The sequence below is a fragment of the Bradyrhizobium manausense genome, assembly GCF_018129685.1.
Taxonomy (GTDB): Bacteria; Pseudomonadota; Alphaproteobacteria; order Rhizobiales; family Xanthobacteraceae; genus Bradyrhizobium; species Bradyrhizobium manausense_D.
The window spans coordinates 42842-69375 of sequence record NZ_JAFCLG010000007.1 but is presented as its reverse complement, the minus strand read 5'-3'; the positions used below and the strand labels follow the sequence as shown (position 1 = coordinate 69375).

Annotated in this window: 28 protein-coding genes; 12 read left to right on the top strand and 16 right to left on the bottom strand. The window is 64.8% G+C overall.

Annotation, left to right across the window (positions count from 1 at the left end):
- Positions 1 to 54 precede the first annotated feature (54 nt).
- From JQ621_RS18490 to mutL, 4 genes are all read left to right on the top strand, one after another.
- Positions 55 to 1449, top strand: a complete 1395-nt coding sequence (locus JQ621_RS18490) for a M16 family metallopeptidase (RefSeq protein ID WP_212236096.1) — start codon at positions 55 to 57, stop codon at positions 1447 to 1449.
- Complete coding sequence (locus JQ621_RS18485) at positions 1446 to 2819, top strand: M16 family metallopeptidase (RefSeq protein WP_212236095.1); 1374 nt, start codon at positions 1446 to 1448, stop codon at positions 2817 to 2819. The genes JQ621_RS18490 and JQ621_RS18485 overlap by 4 nt, the downstream gene beginning before the upstream one ends.
- A 179-nt stretch (positions 2820 to 2998) precedes the next feature.
- Complete coding sequence (gene arfB / locus JQ621_RS18480) at positions 2999 to 3415, top strand: alternative ribosome rescue aminoacyl-tRNA hydrolase ArfB (RefSeq protein WP_212236094.1); 417 nt, start codon at positions 2999 to 3001, stop codon at positions 3413 to 3415.
- Positions 3416 to 3523: 108 nt separating this feature from the next.
- Positions 3524 to 5338: a DNA mismatch repair endonuclease MutL gene (mutL, locus tag JQ621_RS18475; RefSeq protein WP_212236093.1), complete on the top strand. Its 1815-nt coding sequence runs from the start codon at positions 3524 to 3526 to the stop codon at positions 5336 to 5338.
- Positions 5339 to 5445: 107 nt separating this feature from the next.
- On the opposite strand, the gene rsmD is transcribed toward mutL, so the two are convergent.
- Together rsmD and JQ621_RS18465 are read right to left on the bottom strand one after the other, a co-directional pair.
- Positions 5446 to 6000: a 16S rRNA (guanine(966)-N(2))-methyltransferase RsmD gene (rsmD, locus tag JQ621_RS18470; protein WP_212236092.1), complete on the bottom strand. Its 555-nt coding sequence runs from the start codon at positions 5998 to 6000 to the stop codon at positions 5446 to 5448.
- A gap of 1 nt (position 6001) precedes the next feature.
- Positions 6002 to 8182, bottom strand: coding sequence for a pseudouridine synthase (locus JQ621_RS18465; RefSeq protein ID WP_212236091.1), 2181 nt, complete (start codon positions 8180 to 8182; stop codon positions 6002 to 6004).
- A gap of 119 nt (positions 8183 to 8301) precedes the next feature.
- Between JQ621_RS18465 and JQ621_RS18460 the strand changes: the two genes are divergently transcribed.
- Positions 8302 to 8760 (top strand): nucleoside deaminase, encoded by a 459-nt coding sequence (locus tag JQ621_RS18460; protein ID WP_212236325.1) that lies wholly within the window; start codon positions 8302 to 8304, stop codon positions 8758 to 8760.
- A 168-nt stretch (positions 8761 to 8928) separates the two neighbouring features.
- Here JQ621_RS18460 and JQ621_RS18455 read toward each other — a convergent pair whose 3' ends face one another.
- Both JQ621_RS18455 and purD read right to left on the bottom strand, forming a co-directional pair.
- Positions 8929 to 9834 carry an alpha/beta fold hydrolase gene (locus JQ621_RS18455; RefSeq protein ID WP_212236090.1) on the bottom strand — a complete coding sequence of 302 codons (906 nt, stop codon included), beginning with the start codon at positions 9832 to 9834 and terminating at the stop codon, positions 8929 to 8931.
- A gap of 329 nt (positions 9835 to 10163) precedes the next feature.
- Entirely contained in the window at positions 10164 to 11447 is a 1284-nt protein-coding gene (gene purD, locus JQ621_RS18450) for a phosphoribosylamine--glycine ligase (protein WP_212236089.1), read from the bottom strand.
- 559 nt (positions 11448 to 12006) lie between these two features.
- Here purD and JQ621_RS18445 point away from each other — a divergent pair.
- From JQ621_RS18445 to JQ621_RS18425, 5 genes are all read left to right on the top strand, one after another.
- Positions 12007 to 12288, top strand: a complete 282-nt coding sequence (locus JQ621_RS18445; RefSeq protein ID WP_212236088.1) for a hypothetical protein — start codon at positions 12007 to 12009, stop codon at positions 12286 to 12288.
- Positions 12289 to 12537: 249 nt separating this feature from the next.
- Positions 12538 to 12927, top strand: a complete 390-nt coding sequence (locus tag JQ621_RS18440; protein WP_212236087.1) for a hypothetical protein — start codon at positions 12538 to 12540, stop codon at positions 12925 to 12927.
- A gap of 195 nt (positions 12928 to 13122) precedes the next feature.
- Positions 13123 to 14841, top strand: coding sequence for a hypothetical protein (locus JQ621_RS18435; protein WP_212236086.1), 1719 nt, complete (start codon positions 13123 to 13125; stop codon positions 14839 to 14841).
- 196 nt (positions 14842 to 15037) lie between these two features.
- Complete coding sequence (locus JQ621_RS18430) at positions 15038 to 15394, top strand: hypothetical protein (protein WP_212236085.1); 357 nt, start codon at positions 15038 to 15040, stop codon at positions 15392 to 15394.
- A 76-nt stretch (positions 15395 to 15470) separates the two neighbouring features.
- Positions 15471 to 15746, top strand: a complete 276-nt coding sequence (locus JQ621_RS18425; protein ID WP_212236084.1) for a hypothetical protein — start codon at positions 15471 to 15473, stop codon at positions 15744 to 15746.
- 78 nt (positions 15747 to 15824) lie between these two features.
- On the opposite strand, the gene JQ621_RS18420 is transcribed toward JQ621_RS18425, so the two are convergent.
- The 5 genes from JQ621_RS18420 to JQ621_RS18400 all read right to left on the bottom strand — a co-directional run bounded on the left by JQ621_RS18420 (position 15825) and on the right by JQ621_RS18400 (position 19193).
- Positions 15825 to 16013, bottom strand: a complete 189-nt coding sequence (locus JQ621_RS18420; RefSeq protein ID WP_212236083.1) for a hypothetical protein — start codon at positions 16011 to 16013, stop codon at positions 15825 to 15827.
- A gap of 406 nt (positions 16014 to 16419) precedes the next feature.
- Positions 16420 to 16719: a winged helix-turn-helix domain-containing protein gene (locus JQ621_RS18415; RefSeq protein ID WP_212236082.1), complete on the bottom strand. Its 300-nt coding sequence runs from the start codon at positions 16717 to 16719 to the stop codon at positions 16420 to 16422.
- Positions 16719 to 17270: a hypothetical protein gene (locus JQ621_RS18410; protein WP_212236081.1), complete on the bottom strand. Its 552-nt coding sequence runs from the start codon at positions 17268 to 17270 to the stop codon at positions 16719 to 16721. The genes JQ621_RS18415 and JQ621_RS18410 overlap by 1 nt, the downstream gene beginning before the upstream one ends.
- A gap of 11 nt (positions 17271 to 17281) precedes the next feature.
- Positions 17282 to 17872 (bottom strand): inner membrane-spanning protein YciB, encoded by a 591-nt coding sequence (locus JQ621_RS18405; RefSeq protein ID WP_212236080.1) that lies wholly within the window; start codon positions 17870 to 17872, stop codon positions 17282 to 17284.
- Positions 17873 to 18182: 310 nt separating this feature from the next.
- A complete protein-coding gene (locus JQ621_RS18400) occupies positions 18183 to 19193 on the bottom strand; it encodes an alpha/beta fold hydrolase (protein ID WP_212236079.1) in 1011 nt (336 codons plus the stop codon).
- A 119-nt stretch (positions 19194 to 19312) separates the two neighbouring features.
- On the opposite strand from JQ621_RS18400, the gene xseA reads away from it, so the two are divergent.
- Positions 19313 to 20947: an exodeoxyribonuclease VII large subunit gene (gene xseA, locus JQ621_RS18395; RefSeq protein WP_212236078.1), complete on the top strand. Its 1635-nt coding sequence runs from the start codon at positions 19313 to 19315 to the stop codon at positions 20945 to 20947.
- A gap of 269 nt (positions 20948 to 21216) precedes the next feature.
- On the opposite strand, the gene JQ621_RS18390 is transcribed toward xseA, so the two are convergent.
- Both JQ621_RS18390 and JQ621_RS18385 read right to left on the bottom strand, forming a co-directional pair.
- Complete coding sequence (locus JQ621_RS18390) at positions 21217 to 21366, bottom strand: hypothetical protein (RefSeq protein ID WP_212236077.1); 150 nt, start codon at positions 21364 to 21366, stop codon at positions 21217 to 21219.
- 46 nt (positions 21367 to 21412) lie between these two features.
- The gene (locus JQ621_RS18385) at positions 21413 to 22237 is read right to left on the bottom strand and encodes a dienelactone hydrolase family protein (RefSeq protein ID WP_212236076.1); all 825 of its coding nucleotides are present in this window, start codon (positions 22235 to 22237) and stop codon (positions 21413 to 21415) included.
- A gap of 176 nt (positions 22238 to 22413) precedes the next feature.
- Between JQ621_RS18385 and JQ621_RS18380 the strand changes: the two genes are divergently transcribed.
- Complete coding sequence (locus JQ621_RS18380) at positions 22414 to 22641, top strand: DUF2093 domain-containing protein (RefSeq protein WP_212236075.1); 228 nt, start codon at positions 22414 to 22416, stop codon at positions 22639 to 22641.
- Positions 22642 to 22657: 16 nt separating this feature from the next.
- Here JQ621_RS18380 and JQ621_RS18375 read toward each other — a convergent pair whose 3' ends face one another.
- From JQ621_RS18375 to JQ621_RS18355, 5 genes are all read right to left on the bottom strand, one after another.
- Positions 22658 to 22960 (bottom strand): hypothetical protein, encoded by a 303-nt coding sequence (locus tag JQ621_RS18375; RefSeq protein ID WP_212236074.1) that lies wholly within the window; start codon positions 22958 to 22960, stop codon positions 22658 to 22660.
- A 229-nt stretch (positions 22961 to 23189) separates the two neighbouring features.
- A complete protein-coding gene (gene lpxK / locus JQ621_RS18370; protein ID WP_212236073.1) occupies positions 23190 to 24206 on the bottom strand; it encodes a tetraacyldisaccharide 4'-kinase in 1017 nt (338 codons plus the stop codon).
- Positions 24199 to 25569 (bottom strand): 3-deoxy-D-manno-octulosonic acid transferase, encoded by a 1371-nt coding sequence (locus tag JQ621_RS18365; RefSeq protein ID WP_409334233.1) that lies wholly within the window; start codon positions 25567 to 25569, stop codon positions 24199 to 24201. Before JQ621_RS18365 ends, lpxK begins: the two co-directional genes overlap by 8 nt.
- Complete coding sequence (locus JQ621_RS18360) at positions 25520 to 26245, bottom strand: lysophospholipid acyltransferase family protein (RefSeq protein WP_212236071.1); 726 nt, start codon at positions 26243 to 26245, stop codon at positions 25520 to 25522. Before JQ621_RS18360 ends, JQ621_RS18365 begins: the two co-directional genes overlap by 50 nt.
- Positions 26242 to 26487: a DUF4170 domain-containing protein gene (locus JQ621_RS18355; protein WP_212236070.1), complete on the bottom strand. Its 246-nt coding sequence runs from the start codon at positions 26485 to 26487 to the stop codon at positions 26242 to 26244. The genes JQ621_RS18360 and JQ621_RS18355 overlap by 4 nt, the downstream gene beginning before the upstream one ends.
- Positions 26488 to 26534: the final 47 nt, after the last annotated feature.

The window sequence follows — 26534 nt, the reverse complement described above, 5'->3', positions numbered from 1 at the left end:
CATGCCGTGCGTTCATGCCCGGACATCAGGGTCCGGGCTCTCACAAGGATCGAGATGTCCTCACACCGATCGATTGCCTGCCTCTTCGCCGCGCTGCTCTCGACATCTGCCCTCGACGTCGGCAGCGCATTCGCCCAGACAACGGTCACGTCCGCTCCGCCGGCGAGCTTCACGCTCAGCAACGGCCTCCAGGTCGTGGTGATCCCCGATCACCGTACGCCCGTGGTGACGGAAATGATCTGGTACAAGGTCGGTTCGGCTGACGAGACGCCGGGCAAATCGGGTCTTGCCCACTTCCTCGAACATCTGATGTTCAAGGGCACGTCGAACCATCCCGTCGGCGAATTCTCCCAGACCGTGCTCCGCGTCGGCGGCAACGAGAACGCCTCGACCTCGGTCGACTACACCGACTACTACCAACGCGTGCCGAAAGAGCAGCTGCCGACCATGATGGAGTTCGAGGCCGATCGCATGACCGGTCTCATCCTCAAGGACGAGAACGTGCTGCCCGAACGCGACGTCGTGCTCGAAGAGTACAACATGCGCGTCGCCAACAGTCCCGACGCGCGGCTCTACGAACAAGTGATGGCCGCGCTCTATCTCAACCATCCCTACGGCCGACCGGTGATCGGCTGGCACCAGGAGATCGAGAAGCTCAATCGCGAGGATGCCCTCGCCTTCTATCGCCGCTTCTACGCGCCGAACAACGCGATCCTGGTGATCGCCGGCGACGTCGAAGCCGCAGATGTGCGCCCGCTGGTCGAACGCAATTTCGGCCCGATCCCGGCCCAGCCCGCGATCCCGGCGCAGCGCATCCGACCGCAGGAGCCGGAACCGGCGGCACCGCGCACCGTCACGCTGTCCGACCCGCGCGTCGAGCAGCCGAGCCTGCGCCGCTACTATCTGGTGCCCTCGGCGACGACGGCCGCGGCCGGCGAGAGCGCCGCGCTCGACGTGCTTGCGCAGTTGATGGGCAGCGGCAGCAACTCCTATCTTTACCGCGCGCTCGTCGTCGACAAGCCGCTCGCGGTCTCCGCCAGCGCCAGCTATTCCAGTATCTCGCTTGATCCGACCCAGTTCGCGATCTCGGCCTCGCCGAAGTCCGGCGTCGGCTTTGCCGAGGTCGAGCAGGTGATCGACGACGTGATCGCCGACGTCGCGCAGAACCCGATCCGCGCCGAGGATCTCGAGCGGGTCAAGACCCAGCTCATTGCGGAAGCGATCTACGCCCAGGACAATCAGGCGGTGCTGGCACGCTGGTATGGCAGCGCGCTGACCACGGGCCTGTCGATCGAGGACATCAGGAGCTGGCCCGACCGCATCCGCGCCGTGACCGCCCAGCAGGTCCGTGAAGCTGCGCAGAAATGGCTCCAGAAGAAGCGCTCGGTGACCGGCTACCTGATCAAGGACACCAGCACCGCCGCCAAGCGCGAGGAGAAGCGTTCGTGACCCATCCTTTCCTTCACGCCCGCCACCTCGCGCGCGCGTTCGTCACTGGCGCCGCGCTTGCACTGGCCTCGGTCTCGCCGTCGCAGGCGGCGGCAAAGATCCAGCACCTGGTTTCGCCTGGTGGCATCGAGGCCTGGTTCGTCCAGGACGCAACTGTGCCCTTGATCGCGATGGAGTATTCCTTTGCCGGCGGCTCGGCGCAGGACCCCAAGGACAAGCCCGGCGTCGCCAATCTGGTCGGCGACCTGCTCGATGAGGGCTCCGGCGACCTCGACTCGAAGACGTTCCATGAGCGGCTCGACCGCCGCGCCATCGAGCTCTCCTTCAGTGCCGCCCGCGATACCTTCCGCGGCAGCCTGCGCATGCTGCGCGACAACAAGGACGAGGCCTTCGACCTGCTCAGGTCCGCATTGACCTCGCCGCATTTCGAAGCCGCTGACGTCGAGCGCATCCGCGCGCAGGTCATCTCGGGCCTGCGCCGCGAGAGCACCAACCCGACGTCGCTTGCGAGCCGCAAATTCCTGGAAATGGCGTTCGGCGATCATCCCTACGGGCGGCAGACCACCGGTACGCTGGAGAGCGTGCCGACCATCACGGTCGCCGACATGAAGGATTATGTCGGGCGCATCCTCGCCAGGGACACGCTGAAGGTCGCAGTCGTCGGCGATGTCGATCCGACGACACTCGGCAAGCTGCTCGACCACACGTTCGGCAGCCTGCCGGCCAAGGCTACCCTCAATCCGGTCCCCGACGTCGAGGCCGCAAAGCCGCCGGAGCGTGCCTTCGTGGCACTCGATGTGCCGCAGACCGTGATCGCCTTCGGCGGACCCGGCGTGAAGCGCGGCGATCCGAACTTCATGGCGGCCTATGTCGTCAATCATATCCTCGGGGGCGGCGGGCTGTCCTCGCGGCTCTATCACGAGGTTCGTGAGAAGCGCGGGCTCGCCTATTCCGTGTCTGAAGGACTGTTGTGGCTGGAGCACTCGGCCGTCTTCATCGGCAACACGGCCACCCGCGCCGACCGTGCCGGCGAGACGCTTGATGCCGTCGAGCGGGAAGTGAGCCGCATCGCCGAGGAAGGCCCGACGCAGAAGGAGCTCGACGAGGCGAAATCCTACCTCAAGGGCTCGCAGATGCTGGTGCTCGACACCTCGTCCAAACTCGCGCAGGCGCTGCTGCAATATCAGCAGGACAAATTGCCGATCGACTATATCGAGAAGCGCAACGCCATTGTCGACGCGGTGACGCTGGACGACGTCAAGGCCGCCGCCAAGCGGCTGTGGGGCCAGGGACTTCTGACCGTGGTCGTCGGCCGTGCCCCGCAGGCTGCCGCGCAACCGGCGGCGGCACCGGCGAGCAAGTCGAACTGACGCCTGTCACGTCCTGCAATGGCCGGGCTCGCCGTCTTCGCCTATAGGCTTCGCCGGCCCAGCACTCAGGGCCCGGCAAAGCTTTAGCGAAGCCGGGTCCAGGCCATTGCTTTTCCACCATCCACCATTGCCGAAATGAGATGTCCGCGATATGTCCTGATGTCACGGACGGTGCCATCATGCTGCGGATATCCCGCGATCTCGTCATCGACGAGGACGACATCGAGATCGGCTTTGTCCGCGCCTCGGGCCCGGGCGGGCAGAACGTCAACAAGCTCTCGACCGCCGCGCAATTGCGCTTCGACACGCGCAAGCTGACCATCCCGGAGGATGCGGCGATCCGGCTCGCCCGCATCGCCGGCCAGCGCATGACCAAGGACGGCGTGATCGTGATCCACGCCCAGCGCTTCCGCACCCAGGAGCGCAACCGCCAGGACGCCATCGACCGGCTCGTCGAGATTCTGACCCAGGCCATGGTACGTCCCGTCCCGCGGCGCGCGACAAAGCCGACGTTCGGCTCGAAGCAGCGCAGGCTCGAGGGCAAGAAGCGTCGCAGCGACGTCAAGGCCGGACGCGGCGGACGCTTCGACGATTGAGAGCCCCGTTGCGGAACGTCAGGCATGTGGGCATCCGGGACTTGCCCCATGCAATTGGACGCGAGCGGGACTAAATTGGCCGCCTGAACGCCCCTCAAGAGTCGCGCCATGCCCGTCCGCCAGTTGCCAGAACAGGTCGTCAACCGCATCGCTGCCGGCGAGGTGGTCGAGCGTCCGGCGAGCGTGGTCAAGGAACTGGTCGAGAACGCAATCGATGCCGGCGCAAGCCGGATCGACGTCTTCACCGATGGCGGCGGCCGGCGGCGGATCGGCATCACCGATGACGGCAGCGGCATGACCGCGACGGATCTCGCGCTCGCGGTCGAGCGCCATGCCACGTCCAAGCTCGACGACGAGGATTTGCTGCAGATCCGCACGCTCGGATTCCGCGGCGAGGCATTGCCTTCGATCGGCTCGGTGGCACGTCTGTCGATCACCACGCGGCACGCAAGCGAGCCTCACGCCTGGGCCCTCAATGTCGAGGGCGGCGAAAAGTCCGAGATCATGCCGGCCGCGCTCGCGCACGGCACCCGCGTCGAGGTCAATGACCTCTTCTACGCGACGCCGGCACGACTGAAATTCCTCAAGACCGACCGCACCGAGGCGGAAGCGATCCGCGAAGTGGTCAGGCGGCTCGCGATGGCGCGGCCCGATGTGGCCTTCACGCTCGCAGGCGAAGAGCGCGCGCCGGTGACCTGGGCGGCGGCGCTGCCCGGCGCGGCCGGGCGCCTGACGCGGCTTGGCGACATCCTCGGCGCGGAGTTCCGCAGCCATGCCTTCGAAGTCCATGCCGAGCGCGACGGCGTTGTCGTCGCCGGCTATGCGGCGGCACCTGCGCTGACCAAGGCCAACGCGCTTGGACAATATCTGTTCGTCAACGGCCGCCCTGTCCGCGACAAGCTGATCCTGGGCGCGGTGCGCGGCGCCTATGCCGATTACCTGCCACGCGACCGGCACCCGGTGCTGGCGCTGTTCGTCACGCTCGATCCACGCGAGGTCGATGCCAATGTGCATCCGGCCAAGACCGAGGTGCGCTTCCGCAACGCCGGCCTCGTGCGCGCGCTGATCGTGCACGGGCTGAAGGAAGGCCTCGCGCGCGAGGGCCGCCGCACCGCCGCCAACAGCGGCGAGAGCGCATTGTCCGCGTTCCGGCCCGCTTTCACGCCGCCACGACCGGCAGGCTGGGACTGGCGGGCCTCGCCATCGGCGCCGGTCGCGCCGATGCCGTCATTTGACGGCTCCGCGGCGCCTGCCTTCGCCGAGCGTTCGCAGGCCGCGTTCGACGTCGGCGCGCCGAGCGCCGACATCAGGTTCGAGACGCAGCCCGTGGCCGATCTCGTCGACCGCCCGCTCGGTGCGGCACGCACGCAGCTGCACGAGACCTACATCGTGTCGCAGACCCGCGACGGCCTGATCATCGTCGATCAGCACGCCGCGCATGAGCGCATCGTCTATGAGCGGCTCAAGGCCTCGCTCGCCGAGAACGGCGTCCAGCGGCAGATCCTGCTGATCCCCGAGATCGTCGAGATGGATGAGGCGACGGTGGAGCGCCTGCTCGAACGCAGCGAGGAGCTCGCTTCATTCGGACTTGCGATCGAGTCCTTCGGCCCCGGTGCGGTCGCAGTGCGCGAGACGCCGTCGCTGCTCGGCAAGACCAATGCGGGCGGCCTCTTGCGCGATCTCTCCGAGCACATGGCCGAATGGGACGAGGCGCTGCCGCTGGAACGACGCCTGATGCATGTCGCCGCCACCATGGCCTGCCATGGCTCGGTGCGCGCGGGCCGCCGGCTGCGGCCCGAGGAGATGAACGCCCTGCTGCGCGAGATGGAGGAGACGCCAAACTCCGGCCAGTGCAATCACGGCCGGCCGACCTATGTCGAGCTGAAGCTCGCGGATGTCGAGAAGCTGTTCGGGCGGCGGTGACGGTGCCGTAGGGTGGGCAAAGGCGCAACGCGCCGTGCCCACCATCTGCCGATGATCGCGACAGGTGGTGGGCACGCTTTCGCTTTGCCCACCCTACGATACCGGGGCTACGGCCTCTTGAGAAACACGAACTCCGTGTCGTCGTACGCCCGCCGCTCCAATTCCTCGAAGCCTTCCGGCGTCGCGAACTGCGCGGCCTTCGCCTCTTCCACCACCAGCAGGGCACCGGGCGACAACCAGCCGCCGTCGCGCAAGCTCGCCAGTGCCTTCTCCGCAAAGCCCTTGCCATAGGGCGGATCGAGGAACACCAGCGAGAAAGGCTCGACCGGATGCGCGGGGCCGAGATCGGTCGCATCGCGGCGATAGACTTTCGTGACGCCGCCGAGGCCAAGCGACTCGACGTTGTTGCGCAGCAGCGCGCGGGCCTCGGCGCCATTGTCGACGAAGAGCGTGAACCTGGCGCCGCGCGAGGACGCCTCGATGCCGAGCGCGCCGGTGCCGGCAAAGAGATCGAGCACGCGCGCATCCGAAATCGGATCGTCATAGGCATGCACGAGGATGTTGAACACGGATTCGCGCAGACGATCCGCCGTGGGACGGATGTCGCGCGAGGACGGCGAGGCGAGATTGCGCCCCTTCAAGCGACCGCCGACGACACGCAAGCTAGTCCTCCCGCGGCGTCAGATCGCGCTTGCCATGATAGCCGCGCTTGGGGCGGCGCGGCGGACCGTAGCCGCTCGCCTCTTCCTCGTTGCGCTCGCGCGCCTCCTCGCTGCCGGTGCGTTGCACCACCACGCGGCGGCCCTTGCGGTCGGCGATGACCTCGCGCTTGGACGTCTTGGCGCCAGATGCATCGCCCTCGGAGGATTTCTTCGGCACGTCGAACTGCGCGCCCGACTTCTCGATCACCTTGTCGCCGAGCTGATCGCGCAGCACACGCGCGCGGACCTCTTCGACCTCGCCCTCGGGGACTTCGCCGAGCTGGAACGGTCCATAGGACACGCGGATCAGCCGGTTCACCTCGAGCCCGAGATGGGCGCAGACGTTGCGCACCTCGCGGTTCTTGCCTTCGCGGATCGCGAAAACCAGCCAGACATTGGCGCCCTGGTCCCGCTCCAGCGTCGCCTCGATCGGACCGTATTTCACGCCGTCGACCTCGATGCCGTCCTTGAGCTGATCGAGCTGCGCCTGCGTGATGTCGCCATGGGCGCGCACGCGATAGCGCCGCAGCCAGCCGGTGTCCGGCAGTTCGAGCGTGCGGGCGAGGCCACCATCATTGGTGAGCAGCAGCAGGCCTTCGGTGTTGAAGTCGAGCCGGCCGACGCTGATCAGCCGCGGCAGGCCTTCGGGCAGATTGTCGAACACGGTCGGACGCCCCTCGGGATCGTCATGCGTCGTCATCAGCCCGCGCGGCTTGTGATAGAGGAACAGCCGCGTCCGCTCACGCTCCGGCAACGGCTTGCCGTCGACCAGAACGACGTCGTTTTTGGTGATGTCGAGCGCCGGTGAGTTGATGACGCGGCCGTTGACGGTGACGCGGCCCTGCGTGACCATCTCCTCGGCATCGCGGCGCGAGGCGAGCCCCGCGCGCGCCAGCGCCTTGGCGATGCGCTCGCCTTCCTTCTTCGGCTTCGGAGCCTCTTCCCGTCGCGGACGTCCTTCGACATCGCGCTCGCGCGCGCGATAGGCGCCACGGCCGCCGAAGGCCGGACGCTTCTCGAAGATCCGGCTCTCGTCTTCGTTTTCACGGCGCGGGCGGTCGCCGAAGCGGCTCTCGCTGCGCGGATGTTCCTGCCAGTCCGTGCGGCCTTCGGGCCGCTCGCGCGGACGATCGAATTTCGGACGCTCACGGAACGGACGGTCGCCCGATGCGCGATCATCGCGCGGCCGATCGAACTTAGGGCGATCGCGGAACGGGCGATCGCCGGATGGACGATCGTCGCGCGAACGCGAGAAGCGCGGACGGTCGTCGCCGCTGCCTTCACGCTTCTGCCAGGGCTTGTCCTGGCCGCGATCGCGGCCGCCGAAATCCTTGCCAAATTCCTTGCGTGGCCCGCGATCCCCCCGGTCGCGTTCGCGATCCGGTGCGCCACGCGAAAATTTGCGCTCGCCGTCGAATTTGCGCTCCGGACGGTCGCCGCGCGGCGCGCGATCCCCGCGATCGAAATTCGGGCGATCTCCACGCGGCTTGAAGCTGCGCTCGCCACGATCCTCGCGCGGCCCACGGTCCCCCCGGTCGCGTTCGCGATCAGGCGCGCCCCGCGAAAATTTCCGTTCGCCGTCGAACTTGCGCTCCGGGCGATCGCCACGCGGCGCGTAGGGCTTCTTGTCGCCAAACTTTCTGTCACTGGTCCGACCGGCCGGACGCGCATCGTCGCGATCCCGGCTGCGCGGCGGGCGGTCGTCGCGGCCATGGGACGGACGCTCGCCACGCGGCTTGAAAGCGCGCTTCTCGCCATCGCGCGATCCGCGATCGGAGAAGGGGCGGTCGCCGCGCGGCTTGAAGCTGCGCTCGCCGCGGCCCTCGCTGCCGCGATCATCGCGCTTGAAGCGGGGGCGATCGGAAAAATCGCGGCGCGGCGCATCGCCCTCTTCGCGGCGGCGGAACGCCGGACGGCTGTCGCGGTCGCCGCGCGGCGGGCGGCTATCGCGATCGCCGCGAGGGGCTCGCTTGTCGCCCTCGCTCTTGCCCTCGAAGCCGCGCTTGGCGAATTTCTTGTCGGGACCGCGCGGCTTGCCGCTGCGGCCGCCCTTTGCCGGGCCCTTCGATGGTCCCCTTGATGGTCCCTTGGAGGGGCCTCGCCGGCCGCGGGAATCGTTGTCTTTGTCGCTGTCGCGAGGCATGAATGATCTCACTCAGGGGATGGCCGGAAAACATTGCGGGCGCTCATTGCGAACCGCATGCTCGGGCAAAATCGATAAGCACTTCTGCTGAAGGCGCAGCTACTAGCAGGTTTCTTCGGATGATACGAGGCTTGAAAGCCCCCTCTTTCATGGATTTGGCGCTCAAAACGGCCGAAAATGCCGGAAAGGCGGGCGAAGTTCCGATCGGCTGCGTCATCGTCAGAGATGACGAGGTCATCGCCACCGCCGGTAACCGGACGCTGACCGATTACGACCCCACCGGGCACGCCGAGATCATTGCGCTGCGCGAGGCGGCCAGGAGGATCGGCAGCGAGCGCCTGGTCGACTGCGACCTCTACGTGACGCTGGAGCCCTGCACCATGTGTGCGGGCGCGATCTCCTTTGCAAGGGTCCGCCGGCTCTATTACGGCGCGGCCGACCCTAAGGGCGGCGCGGTCGAATCCGGCGTGCGGTTCTTTGCATCCCCCACCTGCCACCACGCGCCGGACGTCTATTCCGGCGTCGGCGAGAGCGAGGCATCGCGGCTGCTGAAGGCGTTCTTTCGGGAGCGGCGCTGACGGCGCCGCACTGCGCTGTCATGCCCCGGCTTGACCGGGGCATCCAGTACGCCGCGGCTTCTCGGATCAATCACGGCCGCCTCGGAGTACTGGATCGCCCGGTCCTAGTGCGCAATTGCGCACTGGCCGGGCGATGACAGTTGCGTGTGTGGCGTCGAGCGTCGCGACTCAAACTGCCGCAAAGAACGCGCGCAGCGCCCTGGCGGTGACGTCGGGGTTCTCCTCGGTGAGGAAGTGGCCGGAGTCCACGGCCATGCCATCGACGTTGGTCGCCCATTGCTTCCAGGTATCGAGCGGCGTCGCGGCGGCCTGGGCGATGCCGACGCCGCCCCACAGCGCCAGCATGGGAATGGTGATCTTCCTGGCCGCCTCGAAATCGGCCTTGTCCAGATCGTAGTCGATGGTCGCACCCGCGCGGTAATCCTCGCACATCGCGTGGATGCGGGCGGGATCGCGGAACGGGGCGAGGTAGTGCGCGAGCGCGCGCGGATCGATCGCGTCCAGAGTCTTCGACTTGGTCTGGCTCGCCATCTTGAAGCGCAGGAAGAATTCGCCATTGCTCGAGATCAGCGTCTCCGGCAGCGGCGCGGGCTGGGCCAGGAACGTCCAGTGCCAGATCTTCAGCGCATAGGCGCGGTTCATCCGCTCCCAGTAATCATAGGTCGGCAGGATATCGAGCACGGCCAGCTTCGACAGCCGGCCGGGATGGTCGAGCGCGAGCCGATACGACACGCGGCCGCCGCGGTCGTGGCCGGCGAGCGCGAAGTGGACGTGGCCGAGCTGCTCCATCGCCTCCACCATGGCTTTGGCCATCGCGCGCTTGCTGTAAGGCCTATGCTGCGCATCGCTGCCCGGCATGTCGGACCAGCCATAGCCCGGCAGGTCGGCGATGATCAGCGTGAAGGCGTCGGCCAGCTGCGGCGCCACGCGGTGCCACATCACATGCGTCTCGGAGAAGCCGTGCAGCAGCAGCAGCGGCGGCCCCTTGCCGCCGACGCGGGCGAAGATGCGGCCTAAGGAGGTGTTGATCCATTCGGAGGCGAAACCGGGATAGAGGTCGGCGAGATCGGACATGGATTTATCCTCAGACGTCGAAAACGACATCATACACAGTAAGACGAAATGGACTTGGACTAGATCAGGCAGCCGCGCTCAGTGCACCTCTCCCGCCTGCGGGAGAGGTCGGCGCGTCCCGGGCGATGCGAAGCATCGTCCCGCGCGCCGGGTGAGGGCTCTCTCCTCTGGGGGTGCGTCCCGTTGCGGCGAAACCCTCTCCCCGACCCTCCCCCGCAAGCGGGGGAGGGAGCGCACCTCCGTTGTCACGCCGATTTCGGCTGAGCTCGCTACACCCAAAACCGATCGCGCATTCTTGAAATGTCGATGTAGCGGCGCGATGGCGCGCGCTAGCCCCTGGCTTTCTCGGCTTCCACCGCCTGCCAGCCGATGTCGCGGCGGCAGAAACCCTCCGGCCAGTGGATGCGGTCGACGGCCTGGTAGGCGCGCGCCTGCGCCTCGGTCACATCAGCGCCCAGCGCGCAGACATTGAGCACGCGGCCGCCATTGGCGAGGATGGCGCCGTCCTTGGCGACGGTGCCGGCGTGGAAGATCTCGACGGTATCGACCTTCGCGGCGTCATCAAGCCCCTCGATCCGCGTGCCCTTCTGGTAGTCGCCGGGATAGCCCTTCGCCGCCATCACCACTGTGAGCGCGGACTCCGGATACCAGCGCAGGTCAAAGTTCTTCAGCTGGCCATCAACCGACGCCAGGAACGCCGGCACGATGTCGCTCATCATGCGCAGCATCAGCACCTGGCATTCAGGGTCGCCGAAGCGGACGTTGAACTCGAACAGCTTTGGGCCCTGCGTCGTCAGCATGATCCCGGCGTAAAGAATGCCGCGGAACGGCGTGCCGCGCTGCTTCATGCCCGCGACCGTCGGCAGGATGATTTTGGCCATGATCGCGTCGTGGACCGCGGGCGTCACCAGCGGCGTCGGCGAATAGGCGCCCATGCCGCCGGTGTTCGGGCCGATGTCATGGTCGAACGCGCGCTTGTGGTCCTGCGCGGAGGCGAGCGGAATGGCGGTTTCGCCGTCGCAGAGCGCAAAGAAGCTGATCTCGCGGCCCGCCAGAAACTCCTCGATCACCACTTCCGTGCCGGCTTCGCCGAAGGCGCCCTCGAACATCATGGCGATGGCGTCCTCCGCCTCGCGCACGGTCTTTGCGACGACGACGCCCTTGCCGGCGGCAAGGCCATCGGCCTTCACCACGATCGGCGCGCCCGTGCTCTGCACATAGGCGCGCGCCTCATCGGCGTTGGTGAAGCGCCTGTAGGCGCCGGTGGGGATGCCGAACTCGGTGCAGAGCGCCTTGGTAAAACCCTTGGAGCTTTCGAGCTGGGCCGGGATCTTGCTCGGCCCGAACGCCTTGATGCCTGATGCGGTGAGATCATCGACGATGCCGGCCGCCAGCGGCGTCTCCGGCCCGACCACCACCAGCTCGACCGCATTGGTCTTGCAGAAGTCGATCACGGCGCCATGGTCGGCCACATCGAGCGCCACGCACTCCGCCTCCCGCGCAATGCCGGCATTGCCGGGCGCGCACCAGAGTTTGGTCACCAGGGGGGAGGCCGCGATTTTCCACGCCAGGGCATGTTCGCGGCCGCCGGAACCGAGGAGGAGAATGTGCATTAGAGGCTCAGAAATGAGGGGTTTGGATGGGGCGGAGGTCGCATGAATCGGGGTGGGGCTCAAGGGGGATGGGGGCGGACTCCCCGGCATTCCGGGGCGGGCGAAAGCGCTTCTACCTTCCCCCTGCAAGATCAACAGACCACTGACGGCATTCGCCGCAGAGGGGATGAATGGTCACGCCTTCCTGAGGCCGCAACTTTCGGTGGCGCCCTTCTGAACGCTGTACTAGCGTGATCGCGAGGGGGAAATCACATGGCGCGGTTTGGGTGCGTATTGCTTTGCTTGGCCGCGATGCTGCTGTCAGGCTGCATCACCACTGCCATGCAGGGTTACGCGGACCGAGATTTGCCAGCGCAGCCCGTACAACGCATAGCAGCTTACGTCGTCGCGCCAACAGCACAGGCTTCCAGTTTCCAGTCGAGCATCGCTGAGGAACCGGCGAAGCGGGGAATTGGGGCCGAAGATGCTTACGCGCGTTCGCTGTGGCCCATGCCTTTCTTCAGCAGAACGGGGTGTGCTAAGGCCGCCACATGAACGACCCACAAATGGAACTTGAGGCTTGAGACAGGCTAATATCGTGAAGGGCGGCTTCTACATCGGAGGGAAGTCGCAGCGCATCCGAGAGGTGACTGCGGCGAGCGACTGGTCCGTTACGTGGCGCGACGCCGATCCGGAGACCTTGAACTACTTCTGGCTCGCGCAGGAGAAGGGCGATTGCGAGCGCAAGAACTTTGCCAACTGGGCCAAGCGCAAAGTCGAGCCCGAGGAGCTTGAAGCGAGGCTGGCGCTGCCCAAGCAGGAGCGGTACCGCCTGAGCACCGACTGGACCTGGAAGCGCTGATATCCCATCCCCGTGATACCACGGGTTGTGTCCGTAGAGCGACTCAGTCGAAAATAGCGCTACTCACAAACCGCGGGGCTTCATGAAAGCGGTCTATGAAGCTAACTCGGACTACGACCATCATCATTCGCGTCAACGTTGCGGCCTGCCTCTTCGGCATCGCGGCGATCATTAAGGCGATGACGTAGCAAAATAGGAACGGAGGCCGGAAACGAGCCTCCGCTCCTCCCATTACCAGCACCGATTGCCATGCCGAAAAAGATCGAGCCGATCCCGGCCGTCCCTTTCGATGCCCTCATTAAGGGCCACGAGGGCATTATCGCGGACAGGGAGAAGTTGGGGCCCGGAGACCCGACCGTGTCGCTGATACGGGCCCTCCATAAGGAGCAAAAGCCAGACGTTATTCTCGCTATCGATTACCGTCTCCGCGCGCTCGCCAAGCTCATCAGCGAGGGCCAAGGGAAGCCCTGGACCTTGGCAATGACGGAAGAAGGCGGCCATATGGTCAACGAAGCGCTTTTCCGGGCCGCAGCACGCGCACCGCTATTCGAGGCCAAGACAGTCGGAGACGTTGCGTTCAACCACGATAAGTTCATGAAGATCGCTCTTGAGGAGAGCGAGGCGGACGGGCAAGCCTAGAACGCCGGGACGGTAGAGCGCTTTACCTCAGATTGTCGGCCGCGAAACTTCGCATGAATTGCTAAACATATTGCCGCGTGATTCGCTGTGTGTTCCCGATGCGGTCGCACCCCGGGATCCACTGCAAGGAGGCACTGCAGAATGCGGCACCCGCGATACTCATGGCCCACCAGCGACGCGGCGCGAGGCGTCCTCATGCTGGCCCAGCAGGTGGCTGAGATGTTGAGCCCTCAGAGCTTTGAAAGCTATCGCGTATACACGCTTTGCACGGTCTCGAGGTTGCATGAGGCCGGTACCGTAGTTGATGACGTGCAGCGCAATCGTGTCAACAAGCTTGCGCTTGAGCCGGTGCTGCATGAATTAAAGTGGTCGTTAGAGAAGGACCCAGTCGCGAATAGTCTCGCCAGTTCCGAGATCGATTCATTTCATCGCCTCATCGACTCCGGACAATATTCGCTTCCTGGATTGTTAGCTCACCTAATTCTGCTGCAAAAACTAATCGGCGAAAAATACAAAGACGCACTGGAAGCGGCGCTGTTGGAGGCGTTTTCCAAGCCAAAGGCTCGGAATGAGCTGAGAGTGTTGGCCGGATTTTACTGTAGCCATCTAGTGAACAGAGGGTATTCCAAGCGTCACATCGCCAAACTGGTTGAATCTCAATTTTTATCGAGCCAACAGAGGCGGGTCGGCCGCGCCTCGCTAAGGAAATTTTTCGGTTCGTTCAAAGAGCGGCCATCAAAGTTCAAAGTGCACACGGCTGTTTCGAAAGAGTTTGGTGAGTTTCTCAAGAGTCTAGGTTTTGAAGTACGTTCGAAGGTCGGATTTCCCGCAGCAATAGTTCAGCATCTTCCTGTTGGTGACGAATTTCCGTCGATTGTGTCTGACGAATTTGAGGCGTTTGATAGTTACAGCGCCGCCGTGAAGCAAAATCAGATTCTTACCAATGTACGCGCTCTCACCTTCCTCGCACCGCAAGGACTGTCATGCACATGGAGTCCAAAAATCTTTGTTCGACGAGCCCGTAATGCGCATGGTTTGGTGGAAGAACAGGCTGATATAGCGTTCGAGCGTCCATCAAGCGGAGGCCGATCTTCTGCAAGGCAGATCAGGGGTATCAAAAACTATTCTCTGCGCATTCTTCAGAATTTCGATAGGCGCTCTAACGAACGATTGCTTGCCTCTATAAGCACGAGTGCGCAAGCTAGGACGACTCCGAGCGTAGAGAATAAGCTCATATCTCTCTGGTCCGCCGTTGAGGTGCTTCTAAGCGAGCCAGAGGTTGGCGTTCCTCGAATTGTTCATTACTCAAAGCTGCTGGTGCCCTGCATCTGCCTTAGGCATATTCGCCTGCAGTTTGCCGCAGTAAGCGATGAGCTTTTGGTGTCGTATAAACGTAAGTTCAAGGATATCGTTTTCCGAGAAACAGCGATTGATGGGATTGATATCCATTCGCGCTTCGCATCCGTCATGCTCCTGCCCCAACACCACGACTTGCGATCAGATTTGCTACGACTGTGCTCCGATAATCCCCTCGCTTGCCATCGGCTATACAGATTGAATAGCGACTTTCACACTCCGGCGGGAATCTTCAAAGCTCTCAGTTCTCACGAGCGCCGGGTGGAGTGGCAGATCCATCGTATTTACAGGGCGCGGAACAATCTCGTCCACGCCGGTCGGGTCCCGACTTATCTAGATTCATTAATAATGAACTTGTTCGAATACTACAGGACTAGCATAGCGACGGTTGTGAACCGGGCCCGCCGGGAGGAGAAGCGATCAGACGTCGATCAGATTGTCGCCGAAATCGGTATCGGGTACGGAATTTACAAAGAGATCTTTCACAAGCGAAAATCTGGTGATCTTTTGATTAGCGATTTGAGGAGATTGATATCCCTCGACGCGGAATTACGGTGACAGTGCACTGTCACCGTAATTCGACACGCGTTCCGCCTCCCGCGCGATGTTGGCATCGCCGGACGCGCCCGGTTGGATTACGTTGACAGCGCACTAAATTCCACAGCTCCACAGCTCGTGCCGAGTTTATGCGCCTCCCGAAGACTCCTGAAAATCTGCACAAAAGCGAAGCTGAGATCCGGGTTATGGTGTCCGAATGATGCGTATCCTTGTCTTCCCGCTTCTCATGCCTCAGTTCGCGCTGTTTGTGTTCGTGGCTCCTTCGATACTGAAGGAAGGCCTGCCGAAAGCTAGTTTCTGGCTTTTTGCAGAACAATTCGCTTACTTCATCGTCTTGATACCCGCGTGCTTTGCTGCCGTTGTCGACGGGATGTTGTACAAGCAGCACCGTTGTGTGCGTCTCGCCATAACGGCGTGTGCAACCGCCGTACTTGCTTTGGTCTGGGCGCGCTATCTGGGGGAGCGCCCGTCCGTCCATTATGCATCAGTGGGAGCGATACCGGCAGCACTATGCTCCTGGATATCAGCATTGTCTGAGCACAACAAAGCGTAGATGCGCGAGCAATACTGAACGGCAGATTTGCGAAGCGCTCCCAAATGTGTCTTCCTCCTCGATAGGAGGAGCAGGCATGGGAAGATTCAATTCGGCTAAGAGTTCTAAGCTGTTTTTGCAGCTCATGGAGGAGGATAAGAATCCCGAGCGTAAGCGTTTCAATAAGCTGTTGAATCGTGTGAGGCGTAATTTGAAGAAGGATGAGCCTCTTACTCGTGATGTGTTGGAGTTTGCGCTGAATGCTGTGCGTGATGACAAGATTGCGGAGAAGCTTAAGCGCGGTGAACCGCTAAGTGATTATGAGAAGCATATGATCGATGGTTTGCTTCGTATGACGCTTGCGAAGCCATGACCGTCGGAACAGACGAATGGAATTACGGTGACAGTGCTGGACTGCACCGTAACTCTGTTGTCGCTTCGCGACCTCAGACTATTGCATCCAAGCAGGCTTGGCTCCCAACCGGCCGCTCCACCCCCAATCGCGGAACATTTCTTGAAATGCTGTCACGTCGAACTCTTCGTCCGGCCGGGGCTCGTCGACGACCGAGAAACCGTAGCCGGCATCCTGCAATTCCTGAACATGGCCGCGAATTCCGTCGTAAGCGCGAAACAAGAGCATTCCGTTAGGAGCTCCAAGATCCGCAATTCGCGCGACCGTAACGACGGCTTGACCGCTCGACGGCACGAGCCGAAACCCTAGCTCGACCCGCAAGCCGAGCGCAGAGCATGCTCGCCAAGCCCTGGTCGCCAGCTGACTCACGGTAGTAGGTCCACAATTGGAGTATGCCATTACGGAGACGGTGCACTAAATCCAAAGCCGAAGCCAAAGCATCGGTTGACATCATTTAGTGCACTGTCATCGTCATCCGTCATCCTGAGGTGGCCGCTTCTTCAGCGGCCCTCGAAGGGCGACGGCCCGGCTGCTGCAGCGGGGCCGTTCATCCTTCGAGGCTCCCGGCGCGATGCTGACGCATCGCGCCACTCGCACCTCAGGATGACGGAACTAGCAGTGAGGCTTCAGACGATCACCCCTGCTTCCCCGCAATGATCTCCTGCAACGTCGCCACATGCCGCGCGAACGCGCCGCGGCCGGTGGCTGTAGCAGTCACCGTCGTCTGCGGCTTCTTCCCCACGAATGCCTTTTCCACCGAGACATAGCCGGCCTTCGCCAGTGTCTCGATGTGCGCGCCGAGATTGCCGTCGGTGGCGCCGGTGAGTTTCTTCAGCCGCGCGAATTCCAGGCCTGATGCGACCGGCAGGGCGTTGAGGGCTGCCATGATCTTCAGCCGCAGCGGCTGATGGATGATGTCGTCGAGCTCGGCCATCAGATGCGCCGCATCCAGAGGCCGCCGACGATCAGGCCGCCGCCGTTGACGAAGGCCATCCAGAGCGGGAAGGCTTCGCCGATCGTGAAGAAGCCGATCAGCGTCAGCGCGGTGATGACGAGGCCGATCGCGACGAAGGCATGGCCGAACCAGAGGCCGGCGAGCGTGTAGAACAGCATGAAATAGATCGGCCAGAACGCGCCGAGCTCACGCCCGCCGAAATGACCGAGCACGCTGGTGCAGAGATTGCCGAACGCGAAGAACAGCACGAAGACAAGCACGATCCTGATGTCGAAGCTTGGCGCGTGCGGCCGCGGCGGGGTGAGCAACCGAATCGCGACCAGGCCGCCGACACCGAGGATGTCGACGGCGGGCCAGGCGTAGCGCGCGTAAGTTGGCCACAGCCATGTGATGACGTTGCCGGCGAAAACCAGCACGCCCCACCAGATGGCGGCTGTGCTGGCGAGCTCGTAGAGCTGCGATTGCTTCACGCGCTGGACGATATCGTCGATCTCGGCGAGCGATTCGGCCGCCTGCTTGCTGTCGATCATGTCCGCCCCCATCAACCCGGCATCATCGCGGCATCGTGCTGGCGGCTGGCGGCACGCCTGCGGCGCGCAGCACCGATGGTGCGCATGACCACGTAGCTCGCCAGGAACATCAAGGCTTTGCTGACGATGCCGTAGATCGACATGGTGATCGACCAGGTCGCAACGTCGACATTGAGCGCGACGATCACGTTCAGCGCCGCGGAGACGAACATCAGCGCCGACCAGGCGTAGCCGGCAATGTTGGCGACATCAGGCACCAGCTCCATCGCGATCGGCGGCAGGTAGCGGTTCATCCATCCCCGCTTCAGCATCACGACGCCGACGATGACGTAGATGACGCTCGGCTTGATCATCACGAAGCGCGGATCGGCGGTGATCAGCGTGACGGTGCCGGCGCCGAGCACCAGGAACAGGCTCATCCATTGCATGGTGTCGACCGGCTTGCGACGCGCGAATTGCCAGCCGATCTGGGCCACGCCCAGCACCATGCCGAGCACGACCGACAGGGGCACGTTGTGGGTCAGCAGATAAAGCGCGAGAAAGAACAGCGTCGCCGCCATGTCGAGCAGCAGGAGTTTGGCCGCTTCGAACAGGTTTTTCACTGACATCTCCACGGCTTGCCTGCAACGGCAGGACAATCGCATATGGATTTTAGGCGGACTGCGCGGCTTGCTCCCGCCGCTCCCGCTTGCGGGAGAGGCCGACGCGCCCCGGGCGATGCGCCAGCATCGTCCCGCGCGCGGCGGGTGAGGGCTCTCTCCGCTTGGGGATTTTCTCCGCAAGTCGCGACGGTCCCAGTGCTGAGACAGCCCTCTCCCCAACCCTCCCCCGCAAGCGGGGGAGGGAGCTTACCGCCGATGCCGCTCCATCGTTCGCTCTCATCTGCGAATGCCCTGCCAGCAGCAGGCCGCATCACGACTGCCCGCTCCCGCGCGTCGCTACGTCCTCGGCAATCGCATTCACAGCCTTCGGGGCCGTGACCATGCCCATGTGGTTGACGCCGTCGATGATCTTGACGTCGATGGAAGGCTTGATCGCCTGCACGACGTCCGTGTATTTGGCCGAGATCATCATCTCGTCTTCAGTGCCGCCGAAGATCGTCATCGGATGCGTCACGGCAGGCAGATCGACGCGGTAGCCGCGCGTGGCGAAATTGCGCATCAGGCGGTCGGAATAAACAGGCGTCAGATAGAGCGCCGAACCCGGCGGCACCGCGAAGGCGAGCACCTGGAGCTGCGCGCAGCAATCGATGCCGAGCTTGCGCAAGGCGGCGAGCCCCAGCAGACGCGGGATGTCGGCATTGGCCCAGCCGCCGGAATGCGCGACATTGGTCGGCGCGTCATAGCCGAGATAGGGCGCGACCAGCACGGTGCGGACGAACAGATCCTGGATGATCGGCGTCGCGGCGATGCGCAGCGAGAAACCGGCGCCGGCGGAATGGCCAATCAATGTCAGCGGCAGATCCGGCGCGCTTCTGCGGATATGTGCGACGAAGTCGACGAGGTCGTCCTCGAGCTGGCCGACATAACCGATGTCGCCATGCGTGCCCGAGGCGCCGTGGCCGCGGGTGTCGAGCGCCCAGGTTTCGACGCCGTGGGCGGCCATCGCCGCCGTCAGCGCGTGGTTGACGGTCGCAGACGAGGCGGAGGAGCCATGGATGAAGATCGCGCCGCGACCCGTCTCCGCCCCCTTCGCCTGATAGTGGCGGTAGCCGAGCCAGGTGCCGTCGCGGGCCTGGAAACGCTCCAGCACCGGCAGGGTCGAGAAATCGACGCCTTTGACCGACTCCGAGACCGAGCGCATCTCCGGGGGCCGCTCCAGCGGCGTCGCGATCAGGGCGGTGAAGATCAGCGCCACGGCGCCGACCGCGACCAGACCCCATTTCAGCACGTTCAGCGCACCTCGCAGCACCAGCATCGCCATGGCTAGAACTCCCTGACCAGATTACCAATAGAGAACTCTATATTACAGAGTACTCTTGAGATCAAGAGCGGGATTCGCGCTCTCAGGCGAAAATCCTTAACGTCCCACACGACCCCAATATGCCGAATCGTTTGCCGATGCCGCCTGCGGAACCGCTGCCCAATACGCCCGAATTCACCGTCTCCGAGCTCTCCCAGTCCCTGAAGCGGACGGTGGAGGACACCTATGGCCATGTCCGGGTCCGCGGCGAGATCTCCGGGTTCCGCGGCGCCCATTCCTCCGGCCACTGCTATTTCGCGCTCAAGGACGAGAGCGCCAAGATCGAGGCGGTGATCTGGAAGGGCGTGCACGGCCGCATGCGCTTCAAGCCCCAGGAGGGGCTCGAGGTGATCGCGACAGGCAAGCTGACGACCTATCCGGGCTCGTCGAAATACCAGATCGTCATCGAGGCGCTGGAGCCGGCCGGCATCGGCGCGCTGATGGCGCTGATGGAGGAGCGCAAGAAGAAGCTCGCCGCCGAAGGCCTGTTCGACGAGGCGCGCAAGCAGCTCCTGCCCTGGCTGCCCGAGGTGATCGGCGTGGTGACCTCGCCGACCGGCGCCGTCATCCGCGACATCCTGCACCGGTTGGAGGACCGCTTTCCCCGCCACGTGCTGGTGTGGCCGGTGAAGGTGCAGGGCGAAGGTTCGGCCGAACAGGTCGCGGCCGCGATCCGCGGCTTCAATGCGCTGCCGGAGGGCGGCAGGATTCCGCGGCCCGACGTTCTCATCGTCGCGCGCGGCGGCGGCTCGCTGGAGGACCTCTGGTCGTTCAACGAGGAGATCGTAGTGCGCGCAGCGGCCGAGAGCATGATCCCGCTGATCTCGGCGGTGGGGCACGAGACGGATATCACGCTGATCGATTTCGTCGCCGACAAGCGCGCGCCGACGCCGACGGCGGCGGCCGAGATGGCGGTGCCGGTGCGCAGCGAATTGTTCGTCGAGGTCGCTGATCTGGCGCGCCGCACGCGCGCCTATTGGCAACGCGCGCATGAGAGCCGGCGCAGCGAGTTGCGTGCGGCGGCGCGCGCGCTGCCCGCCGCCGGCGATCTCCTTGCGATCCCGCGGCAGCGGCTGGATTCGGCGAGCAGCGCCCTGCCCCGCGGGCTCAAGGCCAACACGCATGCGCATTTCCGCAGGTTCACCGCGGCGAGTTCAAAACTGACGCTGCGCGTGCTGCACGGCCAGGTCGCGCAGGCGGGGCACCGGCTCACGGTGTGCGGCGAGCGGCTTGGTCTCTCCGCGCGCTCGCTGTTGCGGCAACGCCGCGACCGGTTTGCCGGGCTTGAGGTGCGCCTGCGTGCCTCAAGGCTCTCCAACGCGCAGGCGCAGCGCAACGCCATTGCCCGCCAGCGCGAGCGCACGCAACGGCTCTCCGAACGCGCGGGCCGCGCGCTGATCACGCTGCTGCAGCGGCTGGACGCCCGCGTCGAGGCCAGCGGCAAGCTGCTCTCGGCACTGTCCTATCGCGGCGTGCTCGCCCGCGGCTTCGCGCTGGTGCGCGACGAGGCCGGGCATCCGCTGCATTCGGCCGACAGCGTCGGCCCGAATGCGCGGATCGCGATCGAGTTCGCCGATGGCCGCGTGGGCGCGACAGCGGATGCGGATCGCACCGAGCCGACGCCGAAGCGCGCGCAGCCGAAGCCCGCGGCGCAGGAGGCGAAGCCTGCGCCGAAGCGCGTGGCGAAGCCGGTGGATCAGGGCAGTTTGTTCTGAGGCGCGATGGCGGCGCGTCGCCCTCACTGTCATTCCCCGCGAAAGCGGGGAATCCAGTACGCCGCGGCTTTTCGATAAATCACAGACGTCTCGGCGTACTGGATCGCCCGGTCAAGCCGGGCGATGACACTGGTGTTGGGGATGCACGCAGCCCATCCTCGTCATTGCGACGAGCCCTTGCGACGAAGCAATCCAGAATCCCTCCGCAGAGACAATCTGGATTGCTTCGCTCCGCTCGCAATGACGGCGTTGAGGCAGCCCGTAGCCCCCTACCTACAGGACAAGCCCGCGTCGATAGTGGTCCAGAAGCCGCAATGCTCGGGCGCGCGCGGGGGCGCGCCGGCCTGGGCTTCGAACAGGAAGACCGCGACGGTGAAGACGACCAGTGCGGAGGAGAAGATGATGAAGCGGTTGCGCATGAGCGATGCGTTTAGCCGACATCATGGTCGAACTAAGGCATCGCACCTATCGCGCCAGCCACTCCGCCACTTCCTTCTGCGACTCCGCGCGCGCCTCGGCATCCGTGCCGAGATGACCGTGCTCGGGAACGGCGGCATCGGAGCTGGCGGAGGCCGCATGCAGCGGCGTGTTGGCGCGGTCGAAATCGTGATAGGCGCCGGGATAGACCACGATGCGCGCGAGCGCGCTGCGGCCATGGGCGCCATCCACCATCTGGCGGCAGGCCGGCGGCGAGGAGACGTCGTCGAGGGCGCCGATCAGCACCAGAGTCGGGACCCGCGCGCTCCAGCCGAGGCCGGCGGAAATCCGGCAATCCGGATAGAACGCGATCGCGGCGCGGAAATCCGGCCCTGCATCGCGCGCCGCGCTCTGCGGGCGCACCGCCCAGAGCAGGGCGCTGGCGCCATTGGCCCAGCCGATCAGGCTGACACGGTCGCGCGCCACCCAGCTCTGCTTCATCAGCCAGGCACGCGAGGCCGCGATGTCGGTGACGCGCTCGCGCCGTGCCTTGACGTGGACCTCCTTGACGCGGCATTGCGGCCCGAGCTCGCGCGAGCCGTAGCTGTCGGGCAGCAGCACGGCATTGCCCGATTTGAGCAGGCGCTCGGCCCAGTCGCGATAGCGCGGCGACACGGACTCGGAATGGCTGCCGAGGCCGCCGCAGCCGTGCAGCGCGATCACGGCCGGAAACGGTCCCTCCCCTTCGGGCTTGAACAGCTGCGCATGCAGGACGCCTGATGACAGCGGAATCTCGACGGCCTGCGGCGCCGGCGCGGCATGCGCGGATGACATCAAGAGTAGCAGGACCAGGGCGGACAATAAGGGGCGCATCGGACTCTCAGGAGGGCCGCACGGCCTCAAGCACTATCATGCGCAAACGGCGGCAAAACATCACAAACCGGTGGGTTTAACGGGCGGACAAGCCACCCCATCTATGCTATTTCAAGTCCGACACATCGTGCCCTCCGAGGTTTTCCCAGGAGGCCCTCCCACGGAGACTTTCGACCGTGCTGAACAAGTTCGGCCCCTCGGGGCATGGCGAAGCCCAGGTGCAATATCTCGACGGCGATTTCCGCGTGATCTCGCCGGGGACTTTCGTGCGCTGCGCCATCACGGACATGCGGATACCGCTCGACGAATTGAAGTACTGGAGCGTAGACCTGCAGGAAGCCTACGCCACGCCTACCGCCGTGCTGCAGCGGCATTTTCCGAACGCGCCGAGACCGCAATCGTGAGGCCCCGCGCCGCCGGCTAGTTCTGCTCGGCGCCTTCCGTGCCCACGCAGGTCTTGATCGCCGCCTTGCGCGCTTCACCGACGACCTTCTGATCGATCGCCTGCTTCAGGCAATCGAGCCGCGCCTGCGCCATGCAGAGCTGCATCTGGTCGCGCTTGTCCTGACCCTGCAAATTCTGAGTGGTTGCGAGGCAATTGACGCGCTTGGTGGCGGGAACCGGCACCGTGGCGGTCGGAGAAGCGGGCGGCGTTTGCGCAAAGACCGGCGCAACAGTCAGACACACAAGGGCGGCGGCAAGGGCCGCGAAGGGCAGTTTCATCGCAGTCTCCAGAATCGTGTGGGATCGATAGAGAGCTGGCGATGAATGCCGGCTGAATGGCCAGGTGCCATAGGGTGGGTTAGCCTTGGGGTGGGTTAGCCTTGCGACTGCGCGAAGCGCAGCTCGCTGGGCGTAACCCACCATGTTTCGGCGAACGCGGGACGACGTTGGTGGGTTACGCCGCGCAACTGCGCTCCGCGCAGTCGCGGGGCTAACCCACCCTACGAAGTCATCGATTGCTGAACCTGCGCTCGCGCGCCTTGTAGAGATGATCGCCAATCAGCTGCTTCAGCCTGGCCTGGTCGTCGAACTCGAGCTGGACCGCGAACGGCACGATGCCATCAGGCGCGCCCTCGCTGCCGCGCAGGCGCGCGAGATCCTTTTCCGTGGTCACCAGCGTGAGCTGCTCGCGCGCGGCGTCGGCGGCGAGCGCGGCGAGTTCGTCGCGCGAAAACGCGTGATGATCGGCGAAGGGACGCGTGCGCGCGACCTCGATCCCACTCGCCCGCAAGGTCCTGAAGAACCGTTCGGGATCGCCGATGCCGGCGAAGGCAAGAACCTGCTTGTCAAGAAGCTGCGCAACCGACGCCGCGTCAGGCTTCAGCCGCGCACGGAGCACCGGCTTGCCGCGCGCGGCGATCTCGGCCGCGATGCCGTCCGCGGCGTGGCCGTCGCCGATCAGCACCAGCGCGTCGGTGTGGGCGAGCTGCGGCTTCAGCGGCGCGCGCAGGGGACCGGCCGGGAACACCTTGCCGTTGCCGAGGCCGCGCTGGCTGTCGATCACGATCAGCGCGGCGTCTTTCATCAGCTTCGGATTCTGGAAGCCGTCGTCCATCAGGATGACGGTGGCGCCCTGCGACTTGGCCAGCGCGACACCCTCGATGCGGTCGCGCGCGACCGCGACCGGGACGTCGCGCACCATCATCATGGGTTCGTCGCCGACATCGGATGCGTCGTGACGCATCCGGTCGACCATGACAGGGCCATGCAAGCGTCCGCCATAGCCGCGGCTGAGCACGACAGGCGTCTCGCCGAGCTCGCGCAGCAGCCTGGTCAGCGCCAGCACGGTCGGCGTCTTGCCGGCGCCGCCGACATGGTAATTGCCGACACAGAGCACGGGGATGCCGGCGTCGAATCCCTTGCGCGCCATGCGGCGTGCGGCGATGGCGCCATAGAGCGCAGCCAGCGGGCTGAGCAGATGCGACTTCGGGGAACGCGGCCGGTACCAGAAGGCCGGCTCACGCATTGGCGGCTCCCATCTCGATCCGCAACTGCATCAGATACGGCTCGAGCGCCGTCATGGTACGATCGAGTGCGCCGCCGAGCTCCTCCACCACGCCGGCGCCGGCCTGGTGGATCTTGTCGCGCACGGCGGGCTCGGCCAGCAACAGGCCGAGCTGCTTGACCAGCGCCTCCTGCGTGTCGGCCTGGCGCGCGCCACCGCTGCCGTCGAGCGCCTGATAGACATCGGCGAAGTTGAAGACATGCGGACCATGGACGATGGCCGCACCGAGCTTGATCGCCTCGATCGGATTCTGTCCGCCATGGCGGATCAGCGATCCGCCCATGAACACGATCGGCGAGAGGCGATAGAACAGGCCGAGCTCGCCCATCGTGTCGGCAACATAGACGTCGGTGGCGGCCGCGAGCGGCTCGTCGCGCGAGCGCAGCGCCGGCTTCAGGCCCGATGCGGTGACCATGCCGGAGATCTGGGAGCCGCGATCCGGATGCCGCGGCACGATCACGGTCAGAAGCCGCGGAAAGATGCCGACGAGGCTGCGATGCGCCGCGACGAGCATCTCGTCCTCGCCGGGATGGGTCGAGGCCGCCACGATGATCGGGCGCCCGCGCGTCGCCGCCATCAGCCGGTCGAGCCTGGCGGGGTCGGCCGGCGGCGCCGGCACGTCGAGCTTGAGATTGCCCGTCGTGACCACGTCGCGACTGCCGAGCGCGGCGAAACGCTCGGCATCCGTCTTCGACTGCGCCAGACAGATGTCGAAGCGCGACAGCAGGGCCGAGATGGTGCCGTGCATCCGCCGCCAGCGCGGGAACGAGCGCGGCGACATCCGCCCGTTGATCAGCACCATCGGCACCCGGCGCGCCGCGCCCGCCAGGATCAGGTTCGGCCACAGGTCGGATTCGATGAACAAAGCGAGCGACGGCTTCCAGTGATCCAGGAAGCGCGCGACATAGCGCGGGGAATCATACGGCACGTATTGATGGATGACGTCGGGTGGAAAGCGCTTGGCGGCGATCGCCGCCGAGGTGACGGTGCCCGAGGTCAGCAGGATGCGCAGATTGAGATCGCGCAGCCGCTCGATCAGCGCGGCCGCGGCCAGAACCTCGCCGACGCTGGCGCCGTGGATCCACACCAGCGGGCCGTGCGGCCGCACATCCCGGCTGAGCCCGCGCCGCTCGCCGACGCGCGCGGGATCTTCCTTGCCCTGCTTCAGCCGCCGCTTGATCAGCGCCGGCGCGAGCGGCACCAGGCTCGTCGCCAGGCGCCGGTACATCCGCAGCGTCATCGGTAGCGACTTGGGCAGCGCACGAGGCAGCGAGCTAGCCATCGACAGGCCCCTCTTGAGGCCCTTGCCGGCCGAGCTGCGCATAGGCGCGGCGGGTCGCTTCGTTCAGCGTGTCCTCCAGATCCTGCCGCAGCGCTTCCATGGTGGCGGCATCGGCGTCCGGCGGCACGCGGATTTCCTTGATGCCGACCAGCGCGCCGCGCCCGAACGGCAGGTTGATGGTGGTGCGGTCCCAGTTGTTGAGCCGGATGAAGCGGCTGGTCGCCATCGCAAAAGGCATGATCGGCCGCCCCGATTCCCGTGCCAGCATGATGATGCCGAGGCCGGCCACGCGCGAACGCTTGGGGACATCGGCGGTCAGCGCGACATTACAACCGTCTTGAAGCGTGTACACCATTTCCCTGAAGGCGCCGACACCGCCCTTGCGATGGAAGGCGCCGCCGTGGTCGCCTGAGCCCCGGATCGTGCCGATGCCGAGCCGCTCCACCGCGATGGCGTTGAACTCGCCATCGCGGTGGCGCGAGATCAGGACCTTGGCCTGGTGCCAGTCCTTGGTCTTGATGAAGGGGGTGAGGAAATGCTGGCCGTGCCAGAACGCGAAGATCGCCGGCATCTGCGCCTCGACGCGCTCATAGACGTCCGGCGGGTCGAAGGAGAACTTGTTGGTCCGCCAGACCAGACGCAGCCATTCGGCCGCCAGGAACCCGACGGCACGCTGAAACCAGCTGCTTCGCAGCGTATTGCGAAGCAGTTTTTTCAACGTGCCTTCGATTCTTGATTCGGGTCGAGCAGCCGGTGAAGGTGGACGATGAAATAGCGCATCTGCGCGTTGTCGACCGTGCTCTGCGCCTTGGCGCGCCAGGCAACATGGGCGGAGGCATAGTTCGGATAAAGGCCGACGATCTCGACCTCATCGAGGTTCTTGAAAATGTTGTGCTCGAGGTCGAGCAGCTCACCGCCGATGACGAGGTGAAGCAGTTGTTGCGGGGCACTATCTGGCATGGGTTCGGTTCCTAAGAGGCTGCCCGGCAAAGCAGTGGTCGACAAGC

Excerpts from the sequence above, each read along its gene's own strand:
- xseA (WP_212236078.1), top strand. The coding sequence starts at position 19,313 with ATGCCGAATCGTTTGCCGATGCCGCCTGCGGAACCGCTGCCCAATACG.
- JQ621_RS18455 (WP_212236090.1), bottom strand. The coding sequence starts at position 9,834 with ATGTCCGATCTCGCCGACCTCTATCCCGGTTTCGCCTCCGAATGGATC.
- JQ621_RS18425 (WP_212236084.1), top strand. The coding sequence starts at position 15,471 with ATGGGAAGATTCAATTCGGCTAAGAGTTCTAAGCTGTTTTTGCAGCTC.
- JQ621_RS18490 (WP_212236096.1), top strand. The coding sequence starts at position 55 with ATGTCCTCACACCGATCGATTGCCTGCCTCTTCGCCGCGCTGCTCTCG.
- JQ621_RS18390 (WP_212236077.1), bottom strand. The coding sequence starts at position 21,366 with ATGCGCAACCGCTTCATCATCTTCTCCTCCGCACTGGTCGTCTTCACC.
- JQ621_RS18375 (WP_212236074.1), bottom strand. The coding sequence starts at position 22,960 with ATGAAACTGCCCTTCGCGGCCCTTGCCGCCGCCCTTGTGTGTCTGACT.
- JQ621_RS18355 (WP_212236070.1), bottom strand. The coding sequence starts at position 26,487 with ATGCCAGATAGTGCCCCGCAACAACTGCTTCACCTCGTCATCGGCGGT.
- lpxK (WP_212236073.1), bottom strand. The coding sequence starts at position 24,206 with ATGCGTGAGCCGGCCTTCTGGTACCGGCCGCGTTCCCCGAAGTCGCAT.
- JQ621_RS18385 (WP_212236076.1), bottom strand. The coding sequence starts at position 22,237 with ATGCGCCCCTTATTGTCCGCCCTGGTCCTGCTACTCTTGATGTCATCC.
- JQ621_RS18400 (WP_212236079.1), bottom strand. The coding sequence starts at position 19,193 with ATGGCGATGCTGGTGCTGCGAGGTGCGCTGAACGTGCTGAAATGGGGT.
- JQ621_RS18415 (WP_212236082.1), bottom strand. The coding sequence starts at position 16,719 with ATGGCCGAGCTCGACGACATCATCCATCAGCCGCTGCGGCTGAAGATC.
- JQ621_RS18410 (WP_212236081.1), bottom strand. The coding sequence starts at position 17,270 with ATGATCGACAGCAAGCAGGCGGCCGAATCGCTCGCCGAGATCGACGAT.
- JQ621_RS18460 (WP_212236325.1), top strand. The coding sequence starts at position 8,302 with ATGATACGAGGCTTGAAAGCCCCCTCTTTCATGGATTTGGCGCTCAAA.
- mutL (WP_212236093.1), top strand. The coding sequence starts at position 3,524 with ATGCCCGTCCGCCAGTTGCCAGAACAGGTCGTCAACCGCATCGCTGCC.
- JQ621_RS18465 (WP_212236091.1), bottom strand. The coding sequence starts at position 8,182 with ATGCCTCGCGACAGCGACAAAGACAACGATTCCCGCGGCCGGCGAGGC.
- JQ621_RS18420 (WP_212236083.1), bottom strand. The coding sequence starts at position 16,013 with ATGCTCTTGTTTCGCGCTTACGACGGAATTCGCGGCCATGTTCAGGAA.
- purD (WP_212236089.1), bottom strand. The coding sequence starts at position 11,447 with ATGCACATTCTCCTCCTCGGTTCCGGCGGCCGCGAACATGCCCTGGCG.
- JQ621_RS18365 (WP_409334233.1), bottom strand. The coding sequence starts at position 25,569 with ATGCGCAGCTCGGCCGGCAAGGGCCTCAAGAGGGGCCTGTCGATGGCT.
- JQ621_RS18440 (WP_212236087.1), top strand. The coding sequence starts at position 12,538 with ATGCCGAAAAAGATCGAGCCGATCCCGGCCGTCCCTTTCGATGCCCTC.
- arfB (WP_212236094.1), top strand. The coding sequence starts at position 2,999 with ATGCTGCGGATATCCCGCGATCTCGTCATCGACGAGGACGACATCGAG.
- JQ621_RS18435 (WP_212236086.1), top strand. The coding sequence starts at position 13,123 with ATGCTGGCCCAGCAGGTGGCTGAGATGTTGAGCCCTCAGAGCTTTGAA.
- JQ621_RS18430 (WP_212236085.1), top strand. The coding sequence starts at position 15,038 with ATGATGCGTATCCTTGTCTTCCCGCTTCTCATGCCTCAGTTCGCGCTG.